The organism is Niveibacterium umoris (assembly GCF_014197015.1).
GTDB lineage: Bacteria > Pseudomonadota > Gammaproteobacteria > Burkholderiales > Rhodocyclaceae > Niveibacterium > Niveibacterium umoris.
In genome coordinates this window covers 1871381-1889226 of the sequence record NZ_JACIET010000001.1, presented here as the reverse complement: position 1 = coordinate 1889226, position 17846 = coordinate 1871381, and the positions used below count along the sequence as shown (strand labels likewise).

The 17846-nt window shown below is 65.2% G+C and carries 14 protein-coding genes; 7 read left to right on the top strand and 7 right to left on the bottom strand.

Annotation, left to right across the window (positions count from 1 at the left end):
• Position 1: 1 nt before the first annotated feature.
• The gene (locus GGR36_RS08505; protein WP_183634177.1) at positions 2-232 is read right to left on the bottom strand and encodes a hypothetical protein; all 231 of its coding nucleotides are present in this window, start codon (positions 230-232) and stop codon (positions 2-4) included.
• A gap of 104 nt (positions 233-336) precedes the next feature.
• Between GGR36_RS08505 and GGR36_RS08500 the strand changes: the two genes are divergently transcribed.
• Entirely contained in the window at positions 337-1608 is a 1272-nt protein-coding gene (locus GGR36_RS08500; RefSeq protein WP_221229509.1) for an ABC transporter substrate-binding protein, read from the top strand.
• 13 nt (positions 1609-1621) lie between these two features.
• Here the strand turns inward: GGR36_RS08500 and GGR36_RS08495 are convergent, their stop codons facing one another.
• Entirely contained in the window at positions 1622-3121 is a 1500-nt protein-coding gene (locus GGR36_RS08495) for a M48 family metallopeptidase (protein ID WP_183634175.1), read from the bottom strand.
• A 165-nt stretch (positions 3122-3286) separates the two neighbouring features.
• Here GGR36_RS08495 and kynB point away from each other — a divergent pair, with 165 nt between their 5' ends.
• The 3 genes from kynB (at position 3287) to GGR36_RS08480 (ending at position 6151) form a co-directional block, all read left to right on the top strand.
• Positions 3287-3922: an arylformamidase gene (gene kynB / locus GGR36_RS08490; protein WP_183634174.1), complete on the top strand. Its 636-nt coding sequence runs from the start codon at positions 3287-3289 to the stop codon at positions 3920-3922.
• Positions 3919-5181: a kynureninase gene (kynU, locus tag GGR36_RS08485; protein WP_183634173.1), complete on the top strand. Its 1263-nt coding sequence runs from the start codon at positions 3919-3921 to the stop codon at positions 5179-5181. The genes kynB and kynU overlap by 4 nt, the downstream gene beginning before the upstream one ends.
• Positions 5182-5302: 121 nt before the next feature.
• On the top strand, positions 5303-6151 hold the full coding sequence (locus GGR36_RS08480; protein WP_183634172.1) for a tryptophan 2,3-dioxygenase: 849 nt from the start codon (positions 5303-5305) through the stop codon (positions 6149-6151).
• On the opposite strand, the gene GGR36_RS08475 is transcribed toward GGR36_RS08480, so the two are convergent.
• Genes GGR36_RS08475 through GGR36_RS08465 form a run of 3 tightly spaced genes read right to left on the bottom strand, consistent with a single transcriptional unit; the run spans position 6148 to position 8670 of the window.
• Positions 6148-6966 carry a substrate-binding periplasmic protein gene (locus GGR36_RS08475; protein WP_183634171.1) on the bottom strand — a complete coding sequence of 273 codons (819 nt, stop codon included), beginning with the start codon at positions 6964-6966 and terminating at the stop codon, positions 6148-6150. The two genes, GGR36_RS08480 and GGR36_RS08475, sit on opposite strands and share 4 nt — an antisense overlap.
• Positions 6966-7769, bottom strand: a complete 804-nt coding sequence (locus GGR36_RS08470) for a substrate-binding periplasmic protein (protein WP_183634170.1) — start codon at positions 7767-7769, stop codon at positions 6966-6968. The genes GGR36_RS08475 and GGR36_RS08470 overlap by 1 nt, the downstream gene beginning before the upstream one ends.
• A gap of 25 nt (positions 7770-7794) precedes the next feature.
• Positions 7795-8670 carry an HDOD domain-containing protein gene (locus tag GGR36_RS08465; RefSeq protein WP_183634169.1) on the bottom strand — a complete coding sequence of 292 codons (876 nt, stop codon included), beginning with the start codon at positions 8668-8670 and terminating at the stop codon, positions 7795-7797.
• A 168-nt stretch (positions 8671-8838) separates the two neighbouring features.
• On the opposite strand from GGR36_RS08465, the gene GGR36_RS08460 reads away from it, so the two are divergent.
• The 3 genes from GGR36_RS08460 (at position 8839) to GGR36_RS08450 (ending at position 12986) form a co-directional block, all read left to right on the top strand.
• Positions 8839-9834: an oxidoreductase gene (locus GGR36_RS08460; protein ID WP_183634168.1), complete on the top strand. Its 996-nt coding sequence runs from the start codon at positions 8839-8841 to the stop codon at positions 9832-9834.
• 25 nt (positions 9835-9859) lie between these two features.
• Entirely contained in the window at positions 9860-10981 is a 1122-nt protein-coding gene (locus GGR36_RS08455) for a GGDEF domain-containing response regulator (protein ID WP_183634167.1), read from the top strand.
• Between the two features lie 112 nt (positions 10982-11093).
• Positions 11094-12986: a propionate--CoA ligase gene (locus GGR36_RS08450; protein ID WP_183634166.1), complete on the top strand. Its 1893-nt coding sequence runs from the start codon at positions 11094-11096 to the stop codon at positions 12984-12986.
• Positions 12987-13054: 68 nt separating this feature from the next.
• On the opposite strand, the gene GGR36_RS22255 is transcribed toward GGR36_RS08450, so the two are convergent.
• Both GGR36_RS22255 and GGR36_RS08440 read right to left on the bottom strand, forming a co-directional pair.
• A complete protein-coding gene (locus GGR36_RS22255; RefSeq protein WP_207064268.1) occupies positions 13055-15781 on the bottom strand; it encodes an alpha-amylase family glycosyl hydrolase in 2727 nt (908 codons plus the stop codon).
• A 142-nt stretch (positions 15782-15923) separates the two neighbouring features.
• A complete protein-coding gene (locus GGR36_RS08440; protein ID WP_207064269.1) occupies positions 15924-17819 on the bottom strand; it encodes a glucan 1,4-alpha-maltotetraohydrolase domain-containing protein in 1896 nt (631 codons plus the stop codon).
• Positions 17820-17846: the final 27 nt, after the last annotated feature.

Sequence of the window (17846 nt, the reverse complement as noted above, 5' to 3'; positions counted from 1 at the left end):
GTCAGCGCGAGTAGGTCAGCACTGGCGCGCCGCCACTGGCGCAATTGCAGCCACCGCCTGCGCCGCAGCTGCAGCGGCCGTCCGAAGCAAGCAGCGACTGCCCCGCGGCTGAAATGTCCGCCTGCGTTGTCGCAGGTGGCGGCATGGCGATCGCTCCGCGCTCGGGTGGTGCCGCGACCGCCTGCAAGCTGGTCAGCAGCTCGGCGGTGACAGGTTGTGTGCTGAGATCCATGCCTCCAATCTAGCAAGCACGCGCGAGGACTTCAAAATCTTCGCGCGACTTGATTCGCATCGTTAAAGAACCGGCTTGGCCTGGTCGATACTCTTCCGATGGAAATGCCTGACCGCCGCGCTGCGCTGCTCCGACTGTCTGCCGCCCTGGCGCTTCCGCTGTTGCCTCCACGGGCGTTCTCGGCCCAGTCGCAGCCTCAGTCTCAGTCTCCTCGGCTGGTGGTGGACTTCATGATCTCCAGTGGCGCCCTGCGTTCCGCTTGGGTGAAGCTGGTGCAGGCGTTTCAGGCGCAGAACCCCGGTCTGCAGATCATCGCCAACGAGTTCAGCCAGGAAGAGTACAAGCACAATTTCACGACCCGCTTGCAGCAGGAACGGGTCGATCTCGCGTTCTGGTTCGCCGGCGCCCGGCTCAAGGAAGCGGCGCGTCAAGGCTTGCTGCGCCCGATCGACGAGGCCGATTTGCTGCAGCGCATGGGCATGCGCTTTACCTCGGCCACGCTTGATGCGCTGGAGGACAAGGGCCGCCTGTACGGTGCGCCGATCTCGTATTACCAGTGGGGCTTCTTTTACAGTCGCAGCCTGTTCGCGCAATTGGGTATCGCGGCGCCCAAGGACTGGGATGCCTTCGAACAGGCGTGCGCGCGCTTGCGCGGCGCCGGCGTTACGCCGACTGCGGTGGGCGCGCAGAACGGCTGGCCTGCGGCCGCGTGGTTCGACTATTTCAACCTGCGCTGCAATGGGCGCGCCATTCACCAGCGCCTGCTGGCAGGCGAACTGAGCTTTCAGGACCCGCGTATCCGCGCGGCGCTGCAGCCCTGGCGCGACATGCTGGCGCGCGGCGACTTTCTGGCCGAGACGATGACGGAAGACTGGGATGCGGTGTTGCCCTACCTCTACCGCAAGTCGGTCGGTATGGTGCTGATGGGGGCGTTTGCCGCCAGCAAGTTCCCGCCCCAGATCGCGCCGGACATCGGGTTTTTCCCCTTTCCGCAGATCAAGCCGCAGGTGGCACGCGCCGAAGAGGCGCCGCTCGATGTCGTGGTGCTGCCGGCGAAGGGCGAGAACCCGGCCGCGGCGAGCCGCTTCCTGCGGTTTCTGGCCGAACATCCGGCGCTTAATACCTTCAATCAGGAAGTCAGCCTGCTCTCGCCACGGGTCGATGCCCCACCCGAGACCGATGCCCTGCGGCGTGCCGGCCGTACGCTGCTGGGTCAGGCGTCGGGCCTGACATTCTTCTTCGACCGCGACGCCCGCGGTGATCTGGTGGCGCCGGCGTTTGCCGCGATCAGCGCCTTCCTGCGGCCGCCCCATGATCTCGACCGCATGCTCGCGGCCATGGAAACCGCCCGCAACGTCACGCCGGCGGGCGCCTGAGTCGCGCGCCGGCTCAGGGCGCGCAAACGCGTTCCACGCGTTCCTGCCAGACCTGGATGAGTGCTTCGTTGCCGATCCGCTCGTACATCGCCAGCACCTCTTGCGTAGCTTCGGGGATCAGGTCGCCATCGCGGTCCATGGCCAGTTCGAAGTAGCGCACAGCCGCTTCTTCGTTGTGCTCGGCGAGAAGTCGCGCGGCGGCGATCGCCGTTTCCGCATTCCCGCGCGAGTGCTCGGCCGCTGCACGCAGGTGCGGCAGCGCTTCGTCGGCGCGGTCGAGCGTGAGCAGCGCCAGTGCATAGCGCGACAACTCCTCGACTTCCAGGCGCGCAGCGCGCGGGCCCAGCTGGTCGACGTCTTGCTGCGCGGCTTGCACATGGGCGTGACGTGCGCTCCAGTCGGCGGATACCTGGCGCAGCCAGGCGGCGTCCAGATCCTGCGTGATGCGGGGCAGGGCGTCGCGCAGCAGCACCTGCGCAGCGCTGTGCTCGGGATGCGTAGGTACCGCGGGCTTCTTCACGCCAAGCGCCTCGAGACGGTCGCGCAGGCTCGGGTGGGTGTCGTCGTAACTGGTCAGGCGCGCGAGGGCTGACCACATCCAGGTCTTGAAATCGCCGCTGTCGCCGGCCACCCGCAGCGCGGTGCGGATCGCCGCATGCGGCAAGAAGCCCGGCTGCGGTTGGTGGTCAGCCTGTGCCAGCAGGCCGGGCCAGAACTTTTCGCTCATGAAACGGCCTTTCACGCTGGCCGCCACCAGCGCGGAGGCCAGTGTGCTGCGCCCGACCACCCGCGCGGCCGCGCGGTCGGCTTCGTATTCCTGCTGGCGCGCCAGCACAAAGCTGTAGGCGCTGAACCACGGGATGTACCAGCGGAAGAACCGCGTGAACAGCTTGTCGAACCAGCCTTCGCTGTCCTCGAAGGTAGTCGCAAGGCGCAGCCACACCAGCCGGATGCGATAGATCCAGGCCCCGCCCTTGCCATGCGCGCCGGTGAGGTGGCCGTATTCGTGTGCCACCACGGCGGCGAGTTCCTTCGGTGCGAGCGCCAGCATCAGCGGCAGGCCGATGATCAGCGTGTTGCGATACCAGCCGAAGATGCCGAGCCGCGGCGTCTGCACGATAGCGGCATTGAAGGCCTCGTCGATGATGATCTCGTGGATCTGCGGGCCGACCTGCTTGGCCCGGAGCTTCTCGATCAAGCGCCACAAATGGGGGGCCTCGCGCGGGCTCAGGCGCCGACCCTTGGGCGGCTCCAGGCGCACCCACAGCGCGCGGGCGATGCATGTGCTCAGCACGGCGAAGGCAATTGTGAGCTTGATGCCAAGATAGGCGTGGTGGTTGGCAAGCAAGGCGAGCCCGGCGAGCAGCCCGCCAAGTGCCAGCCCGAGGGTGCCGAGCGCGTAGGCATAGCCGAGGCAGGCGACCGCGGTGACCTTGGCCCGGTAGCGAGCAGGCGCGACGTCGCATTCCCGCTCAAGACGGGCGACGAGCAGGCGGAATTCGGATTCGGTCATGCAAGGACTCGGCAAAATCGTCGCAAATGACATTATCGCATCTGAAATGACAAAAAGGTAATCGGGCGGCAGTCCGAATGTCGCCGGCCAGCATGACCGCCCCGGGCGGCGCAGCTAGACTGGGGGCCTCTGCAGCCCGAATGGCCCTCAAGGCCCGCCGACCTCATGAGCGCACGACGCATCTGGGATATTTCACCGCCGGTTTCGCCGGCAACGCCGGTCTTCCCCGGCGACACGCCGTTTCAGCTGCAATGGACCTGGCGAATCAGCCCGGACTGCCCGGTCAATGTCAGTACCCTCACGCTCTCGCCCCACACCGGCGCCCATGCCGATGCGCCGCTGCACTACGACCCGGAAGGCGCGCCGATCGGCGAGGTGCCGCTGGAGACCTACTTCGGCCCCTGCCGGGTGATTCATGCAATTGGCCGTCGCACGCTGATCACGCCTGACCTGCTCGCGCCACAACTGGTCGATGTACCGCCGCGGGTGCTGGTGCGCACGCGTTTTCGCGCCGCGGTGGATGAGTGGGACCCGATCTTCACCGCGTTCGCACCGGAAACCATCGACCTGCTGGCGACGCTGGGGGTGAAGCTGGTTGGTATTGACACCCCGTCGATCGACCCCGAGCAGTCGAAAACGCTCGACAGCCATCAGCGGGTGCGGCATCACGGCATGGCCGTGCTTGAATGCCTGCTGCTCGACGACGTCCCGGCGGGTGACTACGAACTCATCGCCCTTCCGCTCAGGCTCGTCACGGCGGATGCCAGCCCGGTGCGGGCCATTCTCAGGGAGCTTCCATGATCAACCGGGACGAAGCGCTGCGCCGTGATGCCGCCGACACGCTGGCACCCCTGCGGGATCAGTTCGCCTTGCCGGAAGGGGTGATCTACCTCGATGGCAATTCGCTCGGCCCGCTGCCGCGTGCAACCCCGGATCGCCTCGCTGCCGTGATCCGCGGCGAGTGGGGCAAGGATCTGATCGGGAGCTGGAACAGCGCGGGCTGGATCGACCTGCCGGCCGATGTCGGCGACCAGATCGCACCGTTGGTGGGCGCAGGCGCCGGCGAACTGATTGCCGCCGATTCGACCTCGGTCAACCTGTTCAAGGTGCTCGCCGCGGCGCTGCGCATCGTGGCGGAAGACGAGCCGGGCCGCGTCGAGATCGTCTCGGAGCGCGACAACTTCCCGACCGACCTGTACATCGTGCAGGGGCTGTCGGACCTGCTCGGCGGCCGCTACACGCTGCGCCTGGTCGACTCGGCGGACGAGATTCCTGCCGCGCTAGGGGCCAACACCGCGCTGCTGCTGCTCACCCATGTGAACTACCGCAGCGGTGCGATGCATGACATGGCCACGCTGTCCGCCGCCGCGCACGAAGCCGGCGCGCTCACGATCTGGGATCTGGCCCACTCGGCCGGCGCCGTGCCGGTGGCCCTCAACGACGACGGGGCGGATTTCGCGATCGGCTGCGGTTACAAATACCTCAACGGCGGCCCCGGCGCGCCGGCTTTCCTGTGGGTCGCGCCGCGACATGTGGGCCGTTTCCGGCAGCCGCTGTCTGGCTGGATGGGGCACGCGCGCCCCTTCGACTTCGTGCCCGACTACGAGCCGGGCGAGGGCGTTTCGCGCTACCTGTGCGGCACGCCGGCGATTCTCGCAATGAGCGCGCTCGAATGCGGCGTGGAGACTTTGCTCGCGGCAGAGCCCTACGGCGGCATGGCGGCGCTGCGCGCCAAGTCGCAGGCGCTGACGGATTTCTTCATTGAATGCGTCGAGGCGCGCTGTGCCGGCAAGGGGCTGCAGCTGGTGACGCCACGTGACCCGGCGCGACGCGGCTCACAGGTCAGTTTCGCGTTCGACGATGCGTGGCCCCTGTGTCAGGCCCTGATCGCGCGCGGCGTGATCGGTGACTTTCGCGCCCCGGACATCCTGCGTTTCGGCTTTGCGCCGTTGTATATCCGCTTCGTCGATGTGTGGGATGCGGCCGAAGTGCTGGGGACGGTGCTCGATACCGGCGAGTGGCTGGAAGCGCGCTTCGTCGAACGCAATGCGGTGACGTGAATACCAGCCTCAGCAAACGGTGGCACATACCGCCGCCAAGCTGTTCGGTGTGTCGCAAAGCGCGCCTGGCGGACCCTTCTGCCTTTGTGGTGATGGCCTTTGACCTTTCCGGAACACTCTGATGGATAACCAGCGCGAACTCGAAGCCTCCATCGTCACCGATCTGCGCGAGCGCCTCTCGTATGGCGGCTACCTGTGCCTCGATGGCCTGCTGGCGCAGCAGAAGCCGCTCTCCGACCCGCCGCATCACGACGAGATGTTGTTCATCGTGCAGCACCAGGTGTCGGAACTCTGGATGAAGCTGATGATCCACGAGCTCTCCGCGGCCATTGGCCATGTCCAGCGCGACGAACTGGGGCCGTGCTTCAAGATCCTTGCGCGGGTGAAGCAGGTACAGATGCAGTTGTTCGAGCAGTGGGCGGTGCTCGAAACGCTGACGCCGTCCGAGTACATGGAATTCCGCGGCGTGCTGGGCAACTCGTCCGGCTTCCAGTCGCACCAGTACCGTATGCTCGAATTCCTGCTCGGCAACAAGAATGCCGCGATGGTCGAGGTGTTCCGCCACGATCCGGCGCGGCAGGTGGCGTTGCAGGCCACGCTCGATGCGCCAAGCCTGTACGACGAGTTCCTGTGCCATCTGGCGCGCCGCGGATTGCCGGTGCCTGCCGAGTGCGTCGAACGCGACTGGTCGCAGCCTTACCGAAAGGTCGATGCGCTGGTCGACGTGTTCCGCACCATCTACGAGAACCCGCGGGAATGGTGGGACGCCTACGAAATGTGCGAGAAGCTGGTCGATGTGGAGGAGTACTTCCACCTCTGGCGCTTCCGGCACATGAAGACGGTGGAACGGGTGATCGGTTTCCGGCACGGCACCGGCGGATCGAGCGGGGTCGGTTTCCTGAAGCGCGCGCTGGAATTGAGCTTCTTCCCCGAACTCTTCGCGGTGCGTACCGAGCTGCGCCAGCGCTAACGCGGCGCTTCGCGCGGCAGGGATCGACGCGCGATGTCGGGTGGCATGTGGCGCTCCAGCATCCGCAGCAGGGTGCCGTCGCGCAGCATCTCGGCAATGGCGGCCCGGATTTTCTCCTCGAGGGCGGGGCCGATCACCGCCCGCGACAGGACCAGCGCGGCGTTGAGGCTGGGGGCGCCCATGTCGACGAGGCGCAGGCTTCCGGCAGGGTAGGCCCGGGTTGCGATGGCCCAGGCAGAGTCGCGGAGAATCGTGGCGTCGACGCGACCGAGGGCCACCAGGCGCAGCGCGCTGTCTTCGTCGGCGGATTCGAACACGCGGTCGCTGGCCCGCAGGCTGTCGATCCAGGTGTCGAAGGGCGGGCCGTAGCGGTAGCCGCGGGTTACCGCGAGCGTCAGCGTCTTGTCGCCCAGAACCGCGGCAGGCGAACGCGGCGCCGGGGCTCGGTCGGCGCGTGCGGCGAGCACCGCGCGCTCGGAGGCATAGGCGATGAAGGTGGCGAAACGCTGGCGCTCTGCGGTCTCGATGCCGGATACGGTGAGGTCGAGCGTGCCGGTTTCGATCTGCTGCCAGATCCGCACCCGCGACTCGAAGCGGGCCTCAAAGCGGCATCCGGTGCGCAGGGCGAGTTCATCGATCAGGTCGCGATCGATGCCGTGCCAGCCCGGCTTGTCTTCGAGCGCGTAGTAATACGGTGCGATTGCATAGAAACCCACCGTCAGCGGGCGGGTGCAGTCCGCCAGCGGCGCGGCGAGGCAGCTTGAGGCGATCAGCGTGGCCCACAGCAGCAGTACGGCCGCCCCGCATCGCGCCATCAGAAGCTCACCAGTCGTGCCGACGCCTCGCCTGACACGTGCCGCTCGGCGATCTTCAGCAAGGTGCCGTCGCGTTTCATGGCTGCGATGGCCTCGGCAAAAGTCTTTCGTAGCCCTTCGCCGATGTGTTCGCGCGACATCGCGAGGCCCGCCGGCACGTAAGGCGCCTCCATGTCGACCAGGCGCAAGGATCCGGCCGGAAACTCGCTGGCGTAGTACTCCCAGGCCGATTCGCGAACGATTGCACCGTCGACGCGACCGATCGAGAGCAGATGGAGCGCAGCTTCTTCGTCTGCGGTTTCGACGATCTGGTTCGTGGCCGCGAGGCGCACGATCCAGGCCTCGAACGGCGGGCCATAGCGATAGCCGCGGGTGGTGGCCAGGGTGAAGCGCTCGGCAGCCGCGAGCGCCTTAGCGGTTTGTGGCGGCCGGCTGTCATCGCGCCGGATCGCCAGCATGTTGCGTGTTTGCAGGTAGATCAGGAATGTTGCGAAACGCTCTCGTTCGGGCGTCGGGATGCCTGACACGGTCAGGTCCAGTTGGCCCGATTCAAGTTGTGCCCAGATGCGCACGCGCGACTCGAAGCGTGGAACGAAGGTGCAGCCAGTGCGCCGCGCCAGTTCATCGATGACATCCTTGTCGACCCCGCGCCAGACCGGGTTTTCATGCGTCTTGAAGTACAGCGGCGGAATCAGGTAGTAACCGACCGTCAGCGGCCGCGAGCAGGTTTCGAGCGGTGCCGCGGCTGCCCAGCCGAACCACAGCAGCAAGGCGATAAACAGGGATCGGTGTTGCCAGCGCATTCGGGAACCCGCTCCGTCTGATGGCTCAGACGGCTGCGCTGTCGGCGGGCGGGTCCTGCGCGCCGATCGCCAGCACCGGCGCATCGGGCGGTACGCCGACGCGCTGCATCACGTTCGCCACGTCCAGGCGCAGCAAATCGCTGATGGCGCGGAAGTCGTCCGGCAGTGCCGGGTCTTCCCAGCCGTTGGCGGCATGGCGCGCGAGATCGCAGGCGAGCTGCACCGTGCGCACTCGCGGGTTGTCGGGGTGCTCGCCGTCCATCAGCGTGATCAAGAGTTCCGGGAGCTCGTATTCGCGCACCAGCGCGATCTGCAGATCGGGGATCGAAATGCCCATGGTGGTTTTCTGCGCAATCGCGCTGCGCATGCCCGGGTTGGCTTTCTGCAGTGCAAAGGCGGCCTGGATCAGGTCCGGCGCAAAGCACCAGCAGAGGATCTCGGCCACTTCATGCAGCAAGGCCGCGACCGTGACTTCGTCGACGTCGATGTCGTGGCGCAGCAAGGCCCAGTCGCGGGCGTAATAGGCGGCGCGCTTGGCGCGGGTGATGACCTTGAGCACACCGAGCAGCGCCCGCGGATGGCTTGCGAGCTGGTCTTCGACCGTGGGAATGGTGTCAAAGCGCCGGAAGAAGGGCGTTACGCCGAGCATCATGATCGCGCGCTCGATCGTCGTGATGTCGTGGTTCTGGGTGCGGCCGCGATTGCGCTGCAGATGAATCATCAGCTTGAGCGCCATCAAGGGGTCTTGCAGCACACACCCGGCAATCTGACGCGCGGAGACGTTGTCCTCGTCCTCCTTCAGGGTCGCCAGATCGTGCTCGGTCCGCCGCAGCACCGGGAATTCGACGCTGCGCAGGTAAGCCACATAGCTGCGCAATTCGGTGAAGGGTTTGTTAAGCATGGTCTCCGGCCAGAATGCATCCGAATGCATTAACGGCACCTGCCGCGCCCGGCTTGAGGGCGCACGGCAGCGGCGTGGCAAGGGCGGATTCAGCCCTCATGCCCGGCGTATAATCTGCCGATAACGAGAACTAGGTCACAATCCGATGCACACCAGGGGACGGCAGGCATGAAGTCTTTCAAGGCTTTTCTGATCGATCAGGATGCGGACCGAAAGGTTTCGGCCGGCTTCCGGACGCTCACGGAAGACCAGCTCGACAAGGGCGACGTGCTGATTCGCGTGGCCTATTCGAGCATCAACTACAAGGATGCGCTGGCCGCCACCGGCAAGGGCCGCATCATCCGGCGCTTTCCCTGCGTGGGCGGCATCGACATGGCGGGCGTGGTCGAACGCAGTGCCGCGCCGCGTTTCAAGCCTGGTGACAAAGTCATCGCAACCAGTTACGACATCGGCGTCGCGCATCACGGCGGCTACTCCGAATACGCGCTGGTGCCGGGTGGCTGGGTGCTGCCCTTGCCCGAGGGGCTCGACATGCGTGAAGCGATGGCGCTGGGTACTGCCGGCTTCACCGCCGCGCTGGGCGTGCAGCGCATGGAAGACAACGGCCTCAAGCCCGAAAACGGCGCGATCATCGTCAATGGCGCGACCGGCGGTGTCGGCAGCCTGGCGATCGACATGCTCGCGGGCCGCGGCTACGAGGTGGTCGCACTGACCGGCAAGGCCGATCAGGTCGACTGGCTCAAGTCGATCGGTGCGGCGCGGGTGATGCTGCGCAGCGAACTCAATCTTGCCGATATCAAGCCGATGGACAAGGGGCTCTGGGCCGGCGCGATCGACAACCTGGGCGGCGACGTGCTGGCGTGGATCATCAGCACGATGAAACCCTGGGGTACGATCGCGAGCATCGGCCTAGCGGCCAGCACCGACCTGAAAACCACCGTGATGCCTTTCATCCTGCGCGGCGCCAGCCTGCTCGGTATCGATTCCGGTTACGCGCCGGCGGCGATCCGTGAGCGCGTCTGGGCGCGCCTGGCGAGCGATTTGCGGCCGCGCCACCTCGACATGCTGACGCGCGAAGTCGCCTTCGATGCGTTGCCCCAAGAATTTGACCGCTACATCGCCGGCCAGGCGCACGGCCGTGTAGTGGTGCGGATTGCTTCCTGAGACTTCTTCTGGACTCACCCCCGACATGAGCCAAGCCCCCGAGCAACACGCGACACAACTGCCCAGGGTTCTGATCGTCGACGATTCGCGCATGGTGCGCGCGTCGCTGATCAAGCAGATCCGTGCGAACTTCGAAGTGCGCGAAGAAGCCGACGGCGAAGCCGGCTGGCAGACACTGCTGCTCGATCCGACGATCGAAGTGGTGATCTCGGACATCGGCATGCCGCGCCTGGACGGTTACGGCCTGCTCGAACGCATCCGCACCTCGCGCCTGGCACGCATTCAGGAACTGCCGGTGATCATCATTTCCGGCGAGGACGAGGAGGAGGCACGCGTCCGCGCGAAGGAAGCGGGCGCCACCGACTTCATCAGCAAGGGCACACCGACGGTTGAATTGCTCGCGCGCCTCGAGGCGCTCGTCAAGCTGGCCCAGACGCGTCGCGATCTGGAAAAGAGCCGCGAGCAGCTGGTGCGCAACTACCACGGTGACGTGTCGGTGATGGCGATCGAGATCGACCATTACAACGACCTGTCGTCGCGTTATGGCCACCATGTCGCGCAGCTGATTCACCGCAAGATGTCGAAGCTGCTCTCGGCCAAGGTGCGCAAGGAAGACACGGTGGCGCATCTGGCTGAAGGCCAGTTCGCGATCATTTCGCCTTCGGCCGATCTGGATGCCTGCGGCGCTTTTGCGTTGCGACTGCGTCGCGCGATCGAAACGATCGTGATGACCTACAAGGAAGAGCGCATCCGCATCAGCCTGACGATCGGGCTGGCCACCGCCGGCGGCGATGCGCACATGACGCTTGAAGCGCTGATCGCGCTCGCCGTGCAGCGGGTGCAGGACGGCAAGCTGATGGGCGGCAACACGGTCGTGTCCGATTCGGGCGAAGTCACACCGGAAAATGTGGGCCGCTTCAGCCGCCTTGCGGTCAGCGTCGATCACGCCCTCACGCAACTGCGCACCGGCCAGACCGACGAAGTGCGTCGCCGGGTGCGCGAACTGGTGGGCACGATGATGCCGCTGCTCGAATTCATCGATGCCGAGTTCCGCACCGGGATGCCGCTTGCGCTGCTCGCCGAGCGGGCCAACCTGATCAATATCGAGCGCACGGAGATCGGCACGCCGATTCGTCCGCATATCTGATCTGGCGCAAGCCTGCGCGCGGCGCCGCTGGCCGCGTCAGTGCGATGTAAGTCTGCTTCCCAAGAATCCCCTCCCTTGTGAGGGGATTTGTTTTGGTCTTCGGGGGGAGAGCATGACAGGCTACAAGGAGTTTCATCGCCGTTCGATCGACGATCGCACGGGTTTCTGGCGCGAGCAGGCGGCGCTGATCGACTGGCAGACGCCGGCCAGCAAAGTGTGCGATTTTTCGAATCCGCCGTTTGCGAAATGGTTTGCCGGTGGGCGCACCAATCTGTGCCACAACGCGGTCGACCGCCACGCCGCTCAGCGGCCCGATGCGCCGGCGCTGATTTACATCTCTACCGAGACCGGGCAGGAGCGCACCTACAGCTTTGCCGAGCTCAAGCGCGAGGTGGAGCGCACCGCGGCGATGCTGCGCGGGTTGGGTGTCGGGCGCGGCGACCGGGTGCTGATCTACATGCCGATGATCGCCGAAGCGGCCTTCGCGATGCTCGCCTGCGTGCGCATCGGCGCGATTCATTCCGTGGTGTTCGGTGGCTTTGCCGCCGGCAGCCTCGCCACCCGTATCGACGACGCGCGCCCGAAGGTGATGGTCACCGCGGACGCCGGCATGCGCGGCGGCAAGGCCGTGCCCTACAAGCACCTTGTGGATGAAGCCTGCCGGCTGGCACAGAACCCGCCGGAGCGGGTGGTGATCGTCGATCGTGGCATCGACGTCGGCTTCCCGCGCGTCGATGGGCGTGATCTGGACTACGCCACGCTGCGCGCCCATCACCTCAACGCCGAGGTGCCGTGCGAGTGGCTCGAATCGTCTGAGCCGTCCTACATCCTCTACACCTCGGGCACGACCGGCAAGCCCAAGGGCGTGCAGCGCGACACCGGTGGCTACGCCGTGGCGCTGGCCGCCTCGATGAAGCATATCTACTGTGGCCATGAAGGCGAGACGATGTTCTCGACCTCGGACATCGGTTGGGTGGTGGGCCACAGCTACATCATCTACGGCCCGCTGATCGCAGGCATGGCCACGATCATGTTCGAGGGCACGCCGATCAAACCGGATGCGGGCATCTGGTGGAGCATCGTCGAGAAGTACAAAGTCAGCGTGATGTTCTCGGCGCCGACAGCGATCCGCGTGCTCAAGAAACACCCGGCCGAGTTGATCCACAAGTACGACCTCTCGTCGCTGCGCAGCCTGTATCTGGCTGGCGAACCGCTCGACCAGCCGACGCATGAATGGATCATGGGCGAACTCGAGCGCCCGGTGATCGACCACTACTGGCAGACCGAGACCGGCTGGCCGATGCTCTCTGCGATGCCGGGCGTCGAGCAGACCCGGATCAAGTTCGGCTCGCCGAGCTTTCCGGTGTATGGCTACGACCTGCGCATCTTCCGCGAGGACGGCAGCGAAGCCGGCGCCAACGAGAAAGGCGTGGTCGGCGTGCTGCCGCCGCTGCCGCCGGGTTGCCTGTCGACCGTATGGGGCGACGACAAGCGCTTCGTCAGTACTTACTTCACCTTGTTCAAGGATCCGCAGGTCTATTCGAGCTTCGACTGGGGCATTCGCGACGAGGATGGCTATTACTTCATCCTTGGCCGCACCGATGACGTGATCAACGTGGCGGGACACCGCCTTGGCACGCGCGAAATCGAGGAGGCGGTTCAGGGCCACAGTGCCATTGCCGAAGTGGCGGTGGTGGGGGTCAACGATGCGCTCAAGGGTCAGTTGCCGATCGCCTTTGCGGTGCTGAAAGACGCCTCGAAGGGCGAGACGGCCGAACAGCGTGCCGCCCTGGAGGCCGAGGTGATGAAGACGGTCGATGGCCTGCTCGGCGCGATCGCCCGGCCGGGCCGGGTTCACTTCGTCAGCGGTCTGCCGAAGACGCGCTCGGGCAAGATGCTGCGCCGCTCGATCCAGGCGCTGGCCGAAGGGCGTGACCCGGGGGACCTGACCACCATCGACGACCCGACGACGCTGCAGCAGATCAAGACTGCGCTCGGTGGCTGAAGGCGTGGGCGCGGAATAAAAAAGGCCGGGCATAGCCCGGCCTTTTTTCTCGGCTTTGACGGTCCGGATTACTTCGTCAGCACCGTGACCGCCGTGCCTTCGGCGACCACCGTGCCGCTCACCGTGCGTGGCGCAACTGCGGCGTCTGACTTCTCGGCCTTCACCGTCCACGTGCCGGCCGGCAGCGTGTGGGTGTAGTTGTCAGACGAGTTCTCTATCACGATGGTGTCGGCGACGCCGCAACCGCTGATCGTGTTGACCACCACGCCATAGCGCGGCCGCGTCGTCGTTACGCAGCTGCTGATCGCGTCCCACGAGGTGAGGCGCAGTGCCGGGGTGGCCTTGCGCAGGTTCACCATCTGCTTGTAGTAGGCGAACACATCGGCGTTATCGACCTTCCATTGCCAGTTGATCTGGTTCACCGAGTCCGGCGAGGCGTAGCTGTTCGCATCGCCACCCTTGGTGCGCAGCAGCTCTTCGCCACCGTGCAGGAAGGGGATGCCCTGTGCGGTCAGCACCGTGCCGTTGGCGAAGTCCTGGATGCGGCGCAGGTAGCTCGCGTTGGTGACGCCGTTAAGCGTGGCCCAGGCGAGGATCTTGTCGCGCAGTGTCAGGTTGTCGTGGGCGGAGACGTAGTTGATCGACTGCTCCGGATCCATCGCGAACATCGGGTCCCAGGTGTCGATCGTGATGTTGGCGTCCTTCGTCGCACGGATCGCGCCACGGCTGCCGACCTGGATGCGCCAGGTGTCCGGGTTGGCGTTGAAGGCGAAACAGTCACCGGCATTGCAGCCGCCGTTGTCGTTCGCACCCTTGATCGCCTCGCGGAACTTCGGGTTGAACACCCCGACATGGCTGCCGGCGATGCGGCCCACCGTGCCCAGGCGCACCCGCTGTGCGTCTTTCGGGTCGGACGCATAACCGTTCCAAGGCTCGCCGTAGATCAGCAGGTTGCGGTCCGGGAACTTGGTGTTCAGGTTGTCCGCCCACTTCTGCACTTCGGCGTAGCTGAAGATGCCGATCAGGTCGAAGCGGAAGCCGTCGATGTTGTACTCACGCGCCCAGTATTCGAGCGAGTCCTGGATCATGCGGCTGACCATCGGCTGGTCGGCATCGATCGAGTTGCCGGTGCCGGAAAGGTCGGTCGCGGTGTAGTACTTGCTGGTGATCGGGTCGAACATCTCCTTCGCGAAGGTGTGGTTATAGACCACGTCCATCACAACGCGGATGCCTGCCTTGTGGAAGGCGTCCACCATCTGCTTGAACTCCTTGGCGCGGTTCACGTAATCGAACGGCGTCAGGGAGTAGCGCTCTTCCGGCACGTTGTAGTTGCGCGGGTCGTAGCCCCAGTTGTAGCAGGCAGTGTCAGTCACCAGCGGGCAGGAGCCGAAGTCGTACACCGGCATCAGCTGGACATGGGTGACACCGAGTTCTTTCAGGTGATCGATGCCGGTCTTCACGCCGTTGAAGGTGGTGCCCGCTGCGACCATGCCGAGGAACTTGCCTTTGTTGGCGGCCGATACGCCGGAGTTGGCGCTGATCGTGAAGTCGCGGACATGCGTCTCGTAGATGATCGCGTCCTCGCGATTGGTCAGCGCCGGGCGGGCGGACCAGCCAGCCGTCAGCGCGCTGGTGCTCATGTCCATCACGATGTCGTTGTTCGTGTTGGGCTCGACCATCTTGCCGTAGGGGTCGCGCACCGAAACGCCATTGACCAGGAAGGAATACTTCTTCAGATGCTGGTTGCCGGCGACCGAAACCTGATAGACGTCGGTGTAGCCGTTGTAGTCGGCCACGCGCTTCATCGGGTAGCTCACGCCGTCGAGCTGCAGCTTGACGTCGGTCTTGTCCGGCGACCACAGCGAGAACACCGTTTTCGTCGCCGACCAGTCGGCGCCGAGGGTTGTCGATTCGGAAGGCGGCAAGGCCCCGCAGCTTGCGACCGGCGTGGCGGTGATCGACTTCGTATCGCTGTAGAAGTCGATGGTATAGCTCTTCGGGCTGGTCACCGCGTAGTCGGTGGCGGGGAAGGCCTGCGTCCAGTCGCCGTAGCGGTCGATCTTGAAGCGCGCGCCGCCGCCGCTGTCGCCACCGGCGAAGTACTGGCAGGTCTGGTAGTGCGTGCCACCCAGCGCGGTCATCTGGGTCTTGCCCCAAGCGTTGGCGGTGCCACGGAAGTACCACTCCGGCGGCGCAGCGGGCGTGATCACCGCAAGCGTGCCGCTTTGGGGCGAGTTCAGGCCAACCGCGTCATACGCGACGACCGCATAGGTGTAGCTGCTCGACGCGGCGACCGTGGTGTCGGTGTACGAGGCCGCCGCCGTGGTGGCGATCTGGCTGCCGTTGCGCAGCACCTTGTAGCCGGCCACGCCCACATTGTCGGTGGATGCCGCCCAGCTCAGCGACACACTGTTGTAGGCCACAGTGCCGCCGACCGGTGTACCCGGCGTCGTCGGTGGCGTGCCATCGACACCGCAATTGGCGACCGGCGTGACGCTGATGGCATGGGTGTCGCTGTAGAACTTGATCGTGTAGCTGGTGTTGGCCGAGACCCCGTAGTCCGTCGCCGGATAGGCCTCCGCCCAGTTGCCGGTGCGGTCGATCTTGAAGCGCGGGCCGCCGTTGGCGTCGCCGGTGGTGAATGTCTGGCAGGTTTGGTACAAGGTGCCGCCCATGGCGGTCATTGCGGTCGTAGCCCATGAATTGGGGGTGCCGCGGAAGAACCAGTCTGCGCTGGCTGTGAGCGGCGCGAGCGCCGCGCCAAAGAGCACGAGTGCTCCGAGTCGTTTGTTCACGGTTGTTTCCTCGTTTTGGTCCGGACAAGTCAAATCGTCAGGCGTCGCGCCGCGCTGCATGTGGCGATGGCATCAGCCTGGGGGGACGAAAAAACGCAGGGCGATGGAAAGATCCATCGCCCTGCGCTGACTTACACCTGCCTTAGAACTTGAAGCTGCCGTCGGCGCGTGTCGCGGTGCACGGTGACGTGCTCGGCGTCGTGAACTCGCGGTTGCCGCTTGCAGTGGTCTGGTTGCTTTCCCAAACCGTAGCCCCGGTGCTCGGGTTGTACTTCACGTACTTGTACTGAGTGGCCGTGGCAGCGGGCAGATTGACCGTGCCCGACCAGGTCGCGTTGGCGCCTGTGCCCTGGATCGTCAGCGCGAACGACGAAGCGGGGGACCAGTTGCCCAGAGCGGTCTGGTTGCCGACGACGTAAAGGTTCTGGCCCATGGTCGTGTTGGCGTTGGCGATGCTGAAGGTCACCGCCACCGAGGTGCAACCGGTGCCGCCATTTGGCGTGGTGACAGACAGTGCCGGCGAGCTGTAGGCCGACGTGTTACCTGCTGCGTCATACGCTTGCACCGCATAGCTGTAGGTGGTGTTCGCGACGACCGAGTTGTCGGTATAGCTGGTTCCGGTGGTCGTCGTGAGCGTGGCGCCGTTGCGGGAGATGCGATAGCCGGTGACACCGACGTTATCGGTCGAGGCGGTCCAGGTCAGCGGCACGCTGGTGGCAGTCACGGTGCCCTTCGCGAGATTGGTCGGCACCGTTGGGGCTTGCGTATCACCGCCACCCGACTTCCACACTGCATAGTTTGCGCCCGAGGCGACCTGGGTCCACGTGCCCGACGGCGACCAGCTGTTGGGGCCGATCTTCATCGCCAGCTGATAGTTCGTACCGGTGATGATCGCCGCGTACAGACCGGTGGCTGCCTGCTGGATTGCGACCGCCGAAGTCGAGGTGATGCCGGCGGCCTTGCGGGCGTCGATCAACGCCTTGATGTCGTTCTTCAGGCCCCAGTTGTAAACGTGGGCGTAGTAGACCGACGGGATGCCGGGGTGGGTCAGCACATAGGCATAACCCTGCATCACCTTGTCGCAGGGTACAGGCCAGTGGTTCTGGCCGACCGAGCACGATTCAGACGGGCCGGTATCGTGGTTGTCGACGAAGGTCACCATCTTCTGCGCCCACCAGCCGATGCCGCCGGCCGGCTTGCCGGCGCTGTCTTTCAGACGGTAGTACTCGTTGTAGGCCAGCGCCTGGTTGAGCAGGCCCTTGGTGGTGAAGTCGAATGCGCCGCACTTGCCCGAAGCGCCGTCAACGTAGTTCATCAGCAGCTTGCGGTGGGCGTCGACGTCGTTGTAGTTCAGGTCGGTCCACACTTCGCCGACGCAGAAGTCGGCCGCCATGGCGTCCTGATACATGCCGGCGTAACTGGCGCCGTAACCCTTCGAGTAGTCGAAGCGGATGCCGGTGAAACCAGCACCTTTCAGCCGGGTCGACAGCCAAGTCTTGATGTCGCTTTGCACGAAAGCCTGCGTGTGGTCGATGTCGCGCGCTGCGGCGTAGCCGCCACCGGTGTCGGCGTTGCCGCACTTTCCGGTCCACTCGTCGTCACTGACCACGGCGCGGCAGTCCCAGGTCGGGTTGGTGAAGTCGCCCCAGCCGGTGCTGCCGACACGGTGATTGATCACCACGTCCGCGACGCTCTTGATGCCCTGCGCGGCAAGCGCCGCCGTCGCTGCAGTCAGCGCGCCTTCCTTGCCGTAATTCGAATCGAGCACGTTCAGTTGGCGCGGCAGGTAGCCTTGTGTGGATGCCGCGTCCGAAGGGGGCGGGAACCAGACGTGGGTGACGCCCAGCGTCTTGAGGTCTGCGGCCTTGGATTGCAGGTCGGCATACCAGCTGCCGTTGGCGGAGTTCCAGTGGAAGCCCTGAAAGAGGATTGCGGAGCTGGCCTTGTCCTGTTCGGTGGCGGCCTGCGCGGAGGAAAGACAAGCCAATGCGCTGCTGACTGCTAGCGCCGTGAGGGCGACGCGGTGGTGCAACTTCATGGGTAAATCTCCTTCGTGTGTGACATG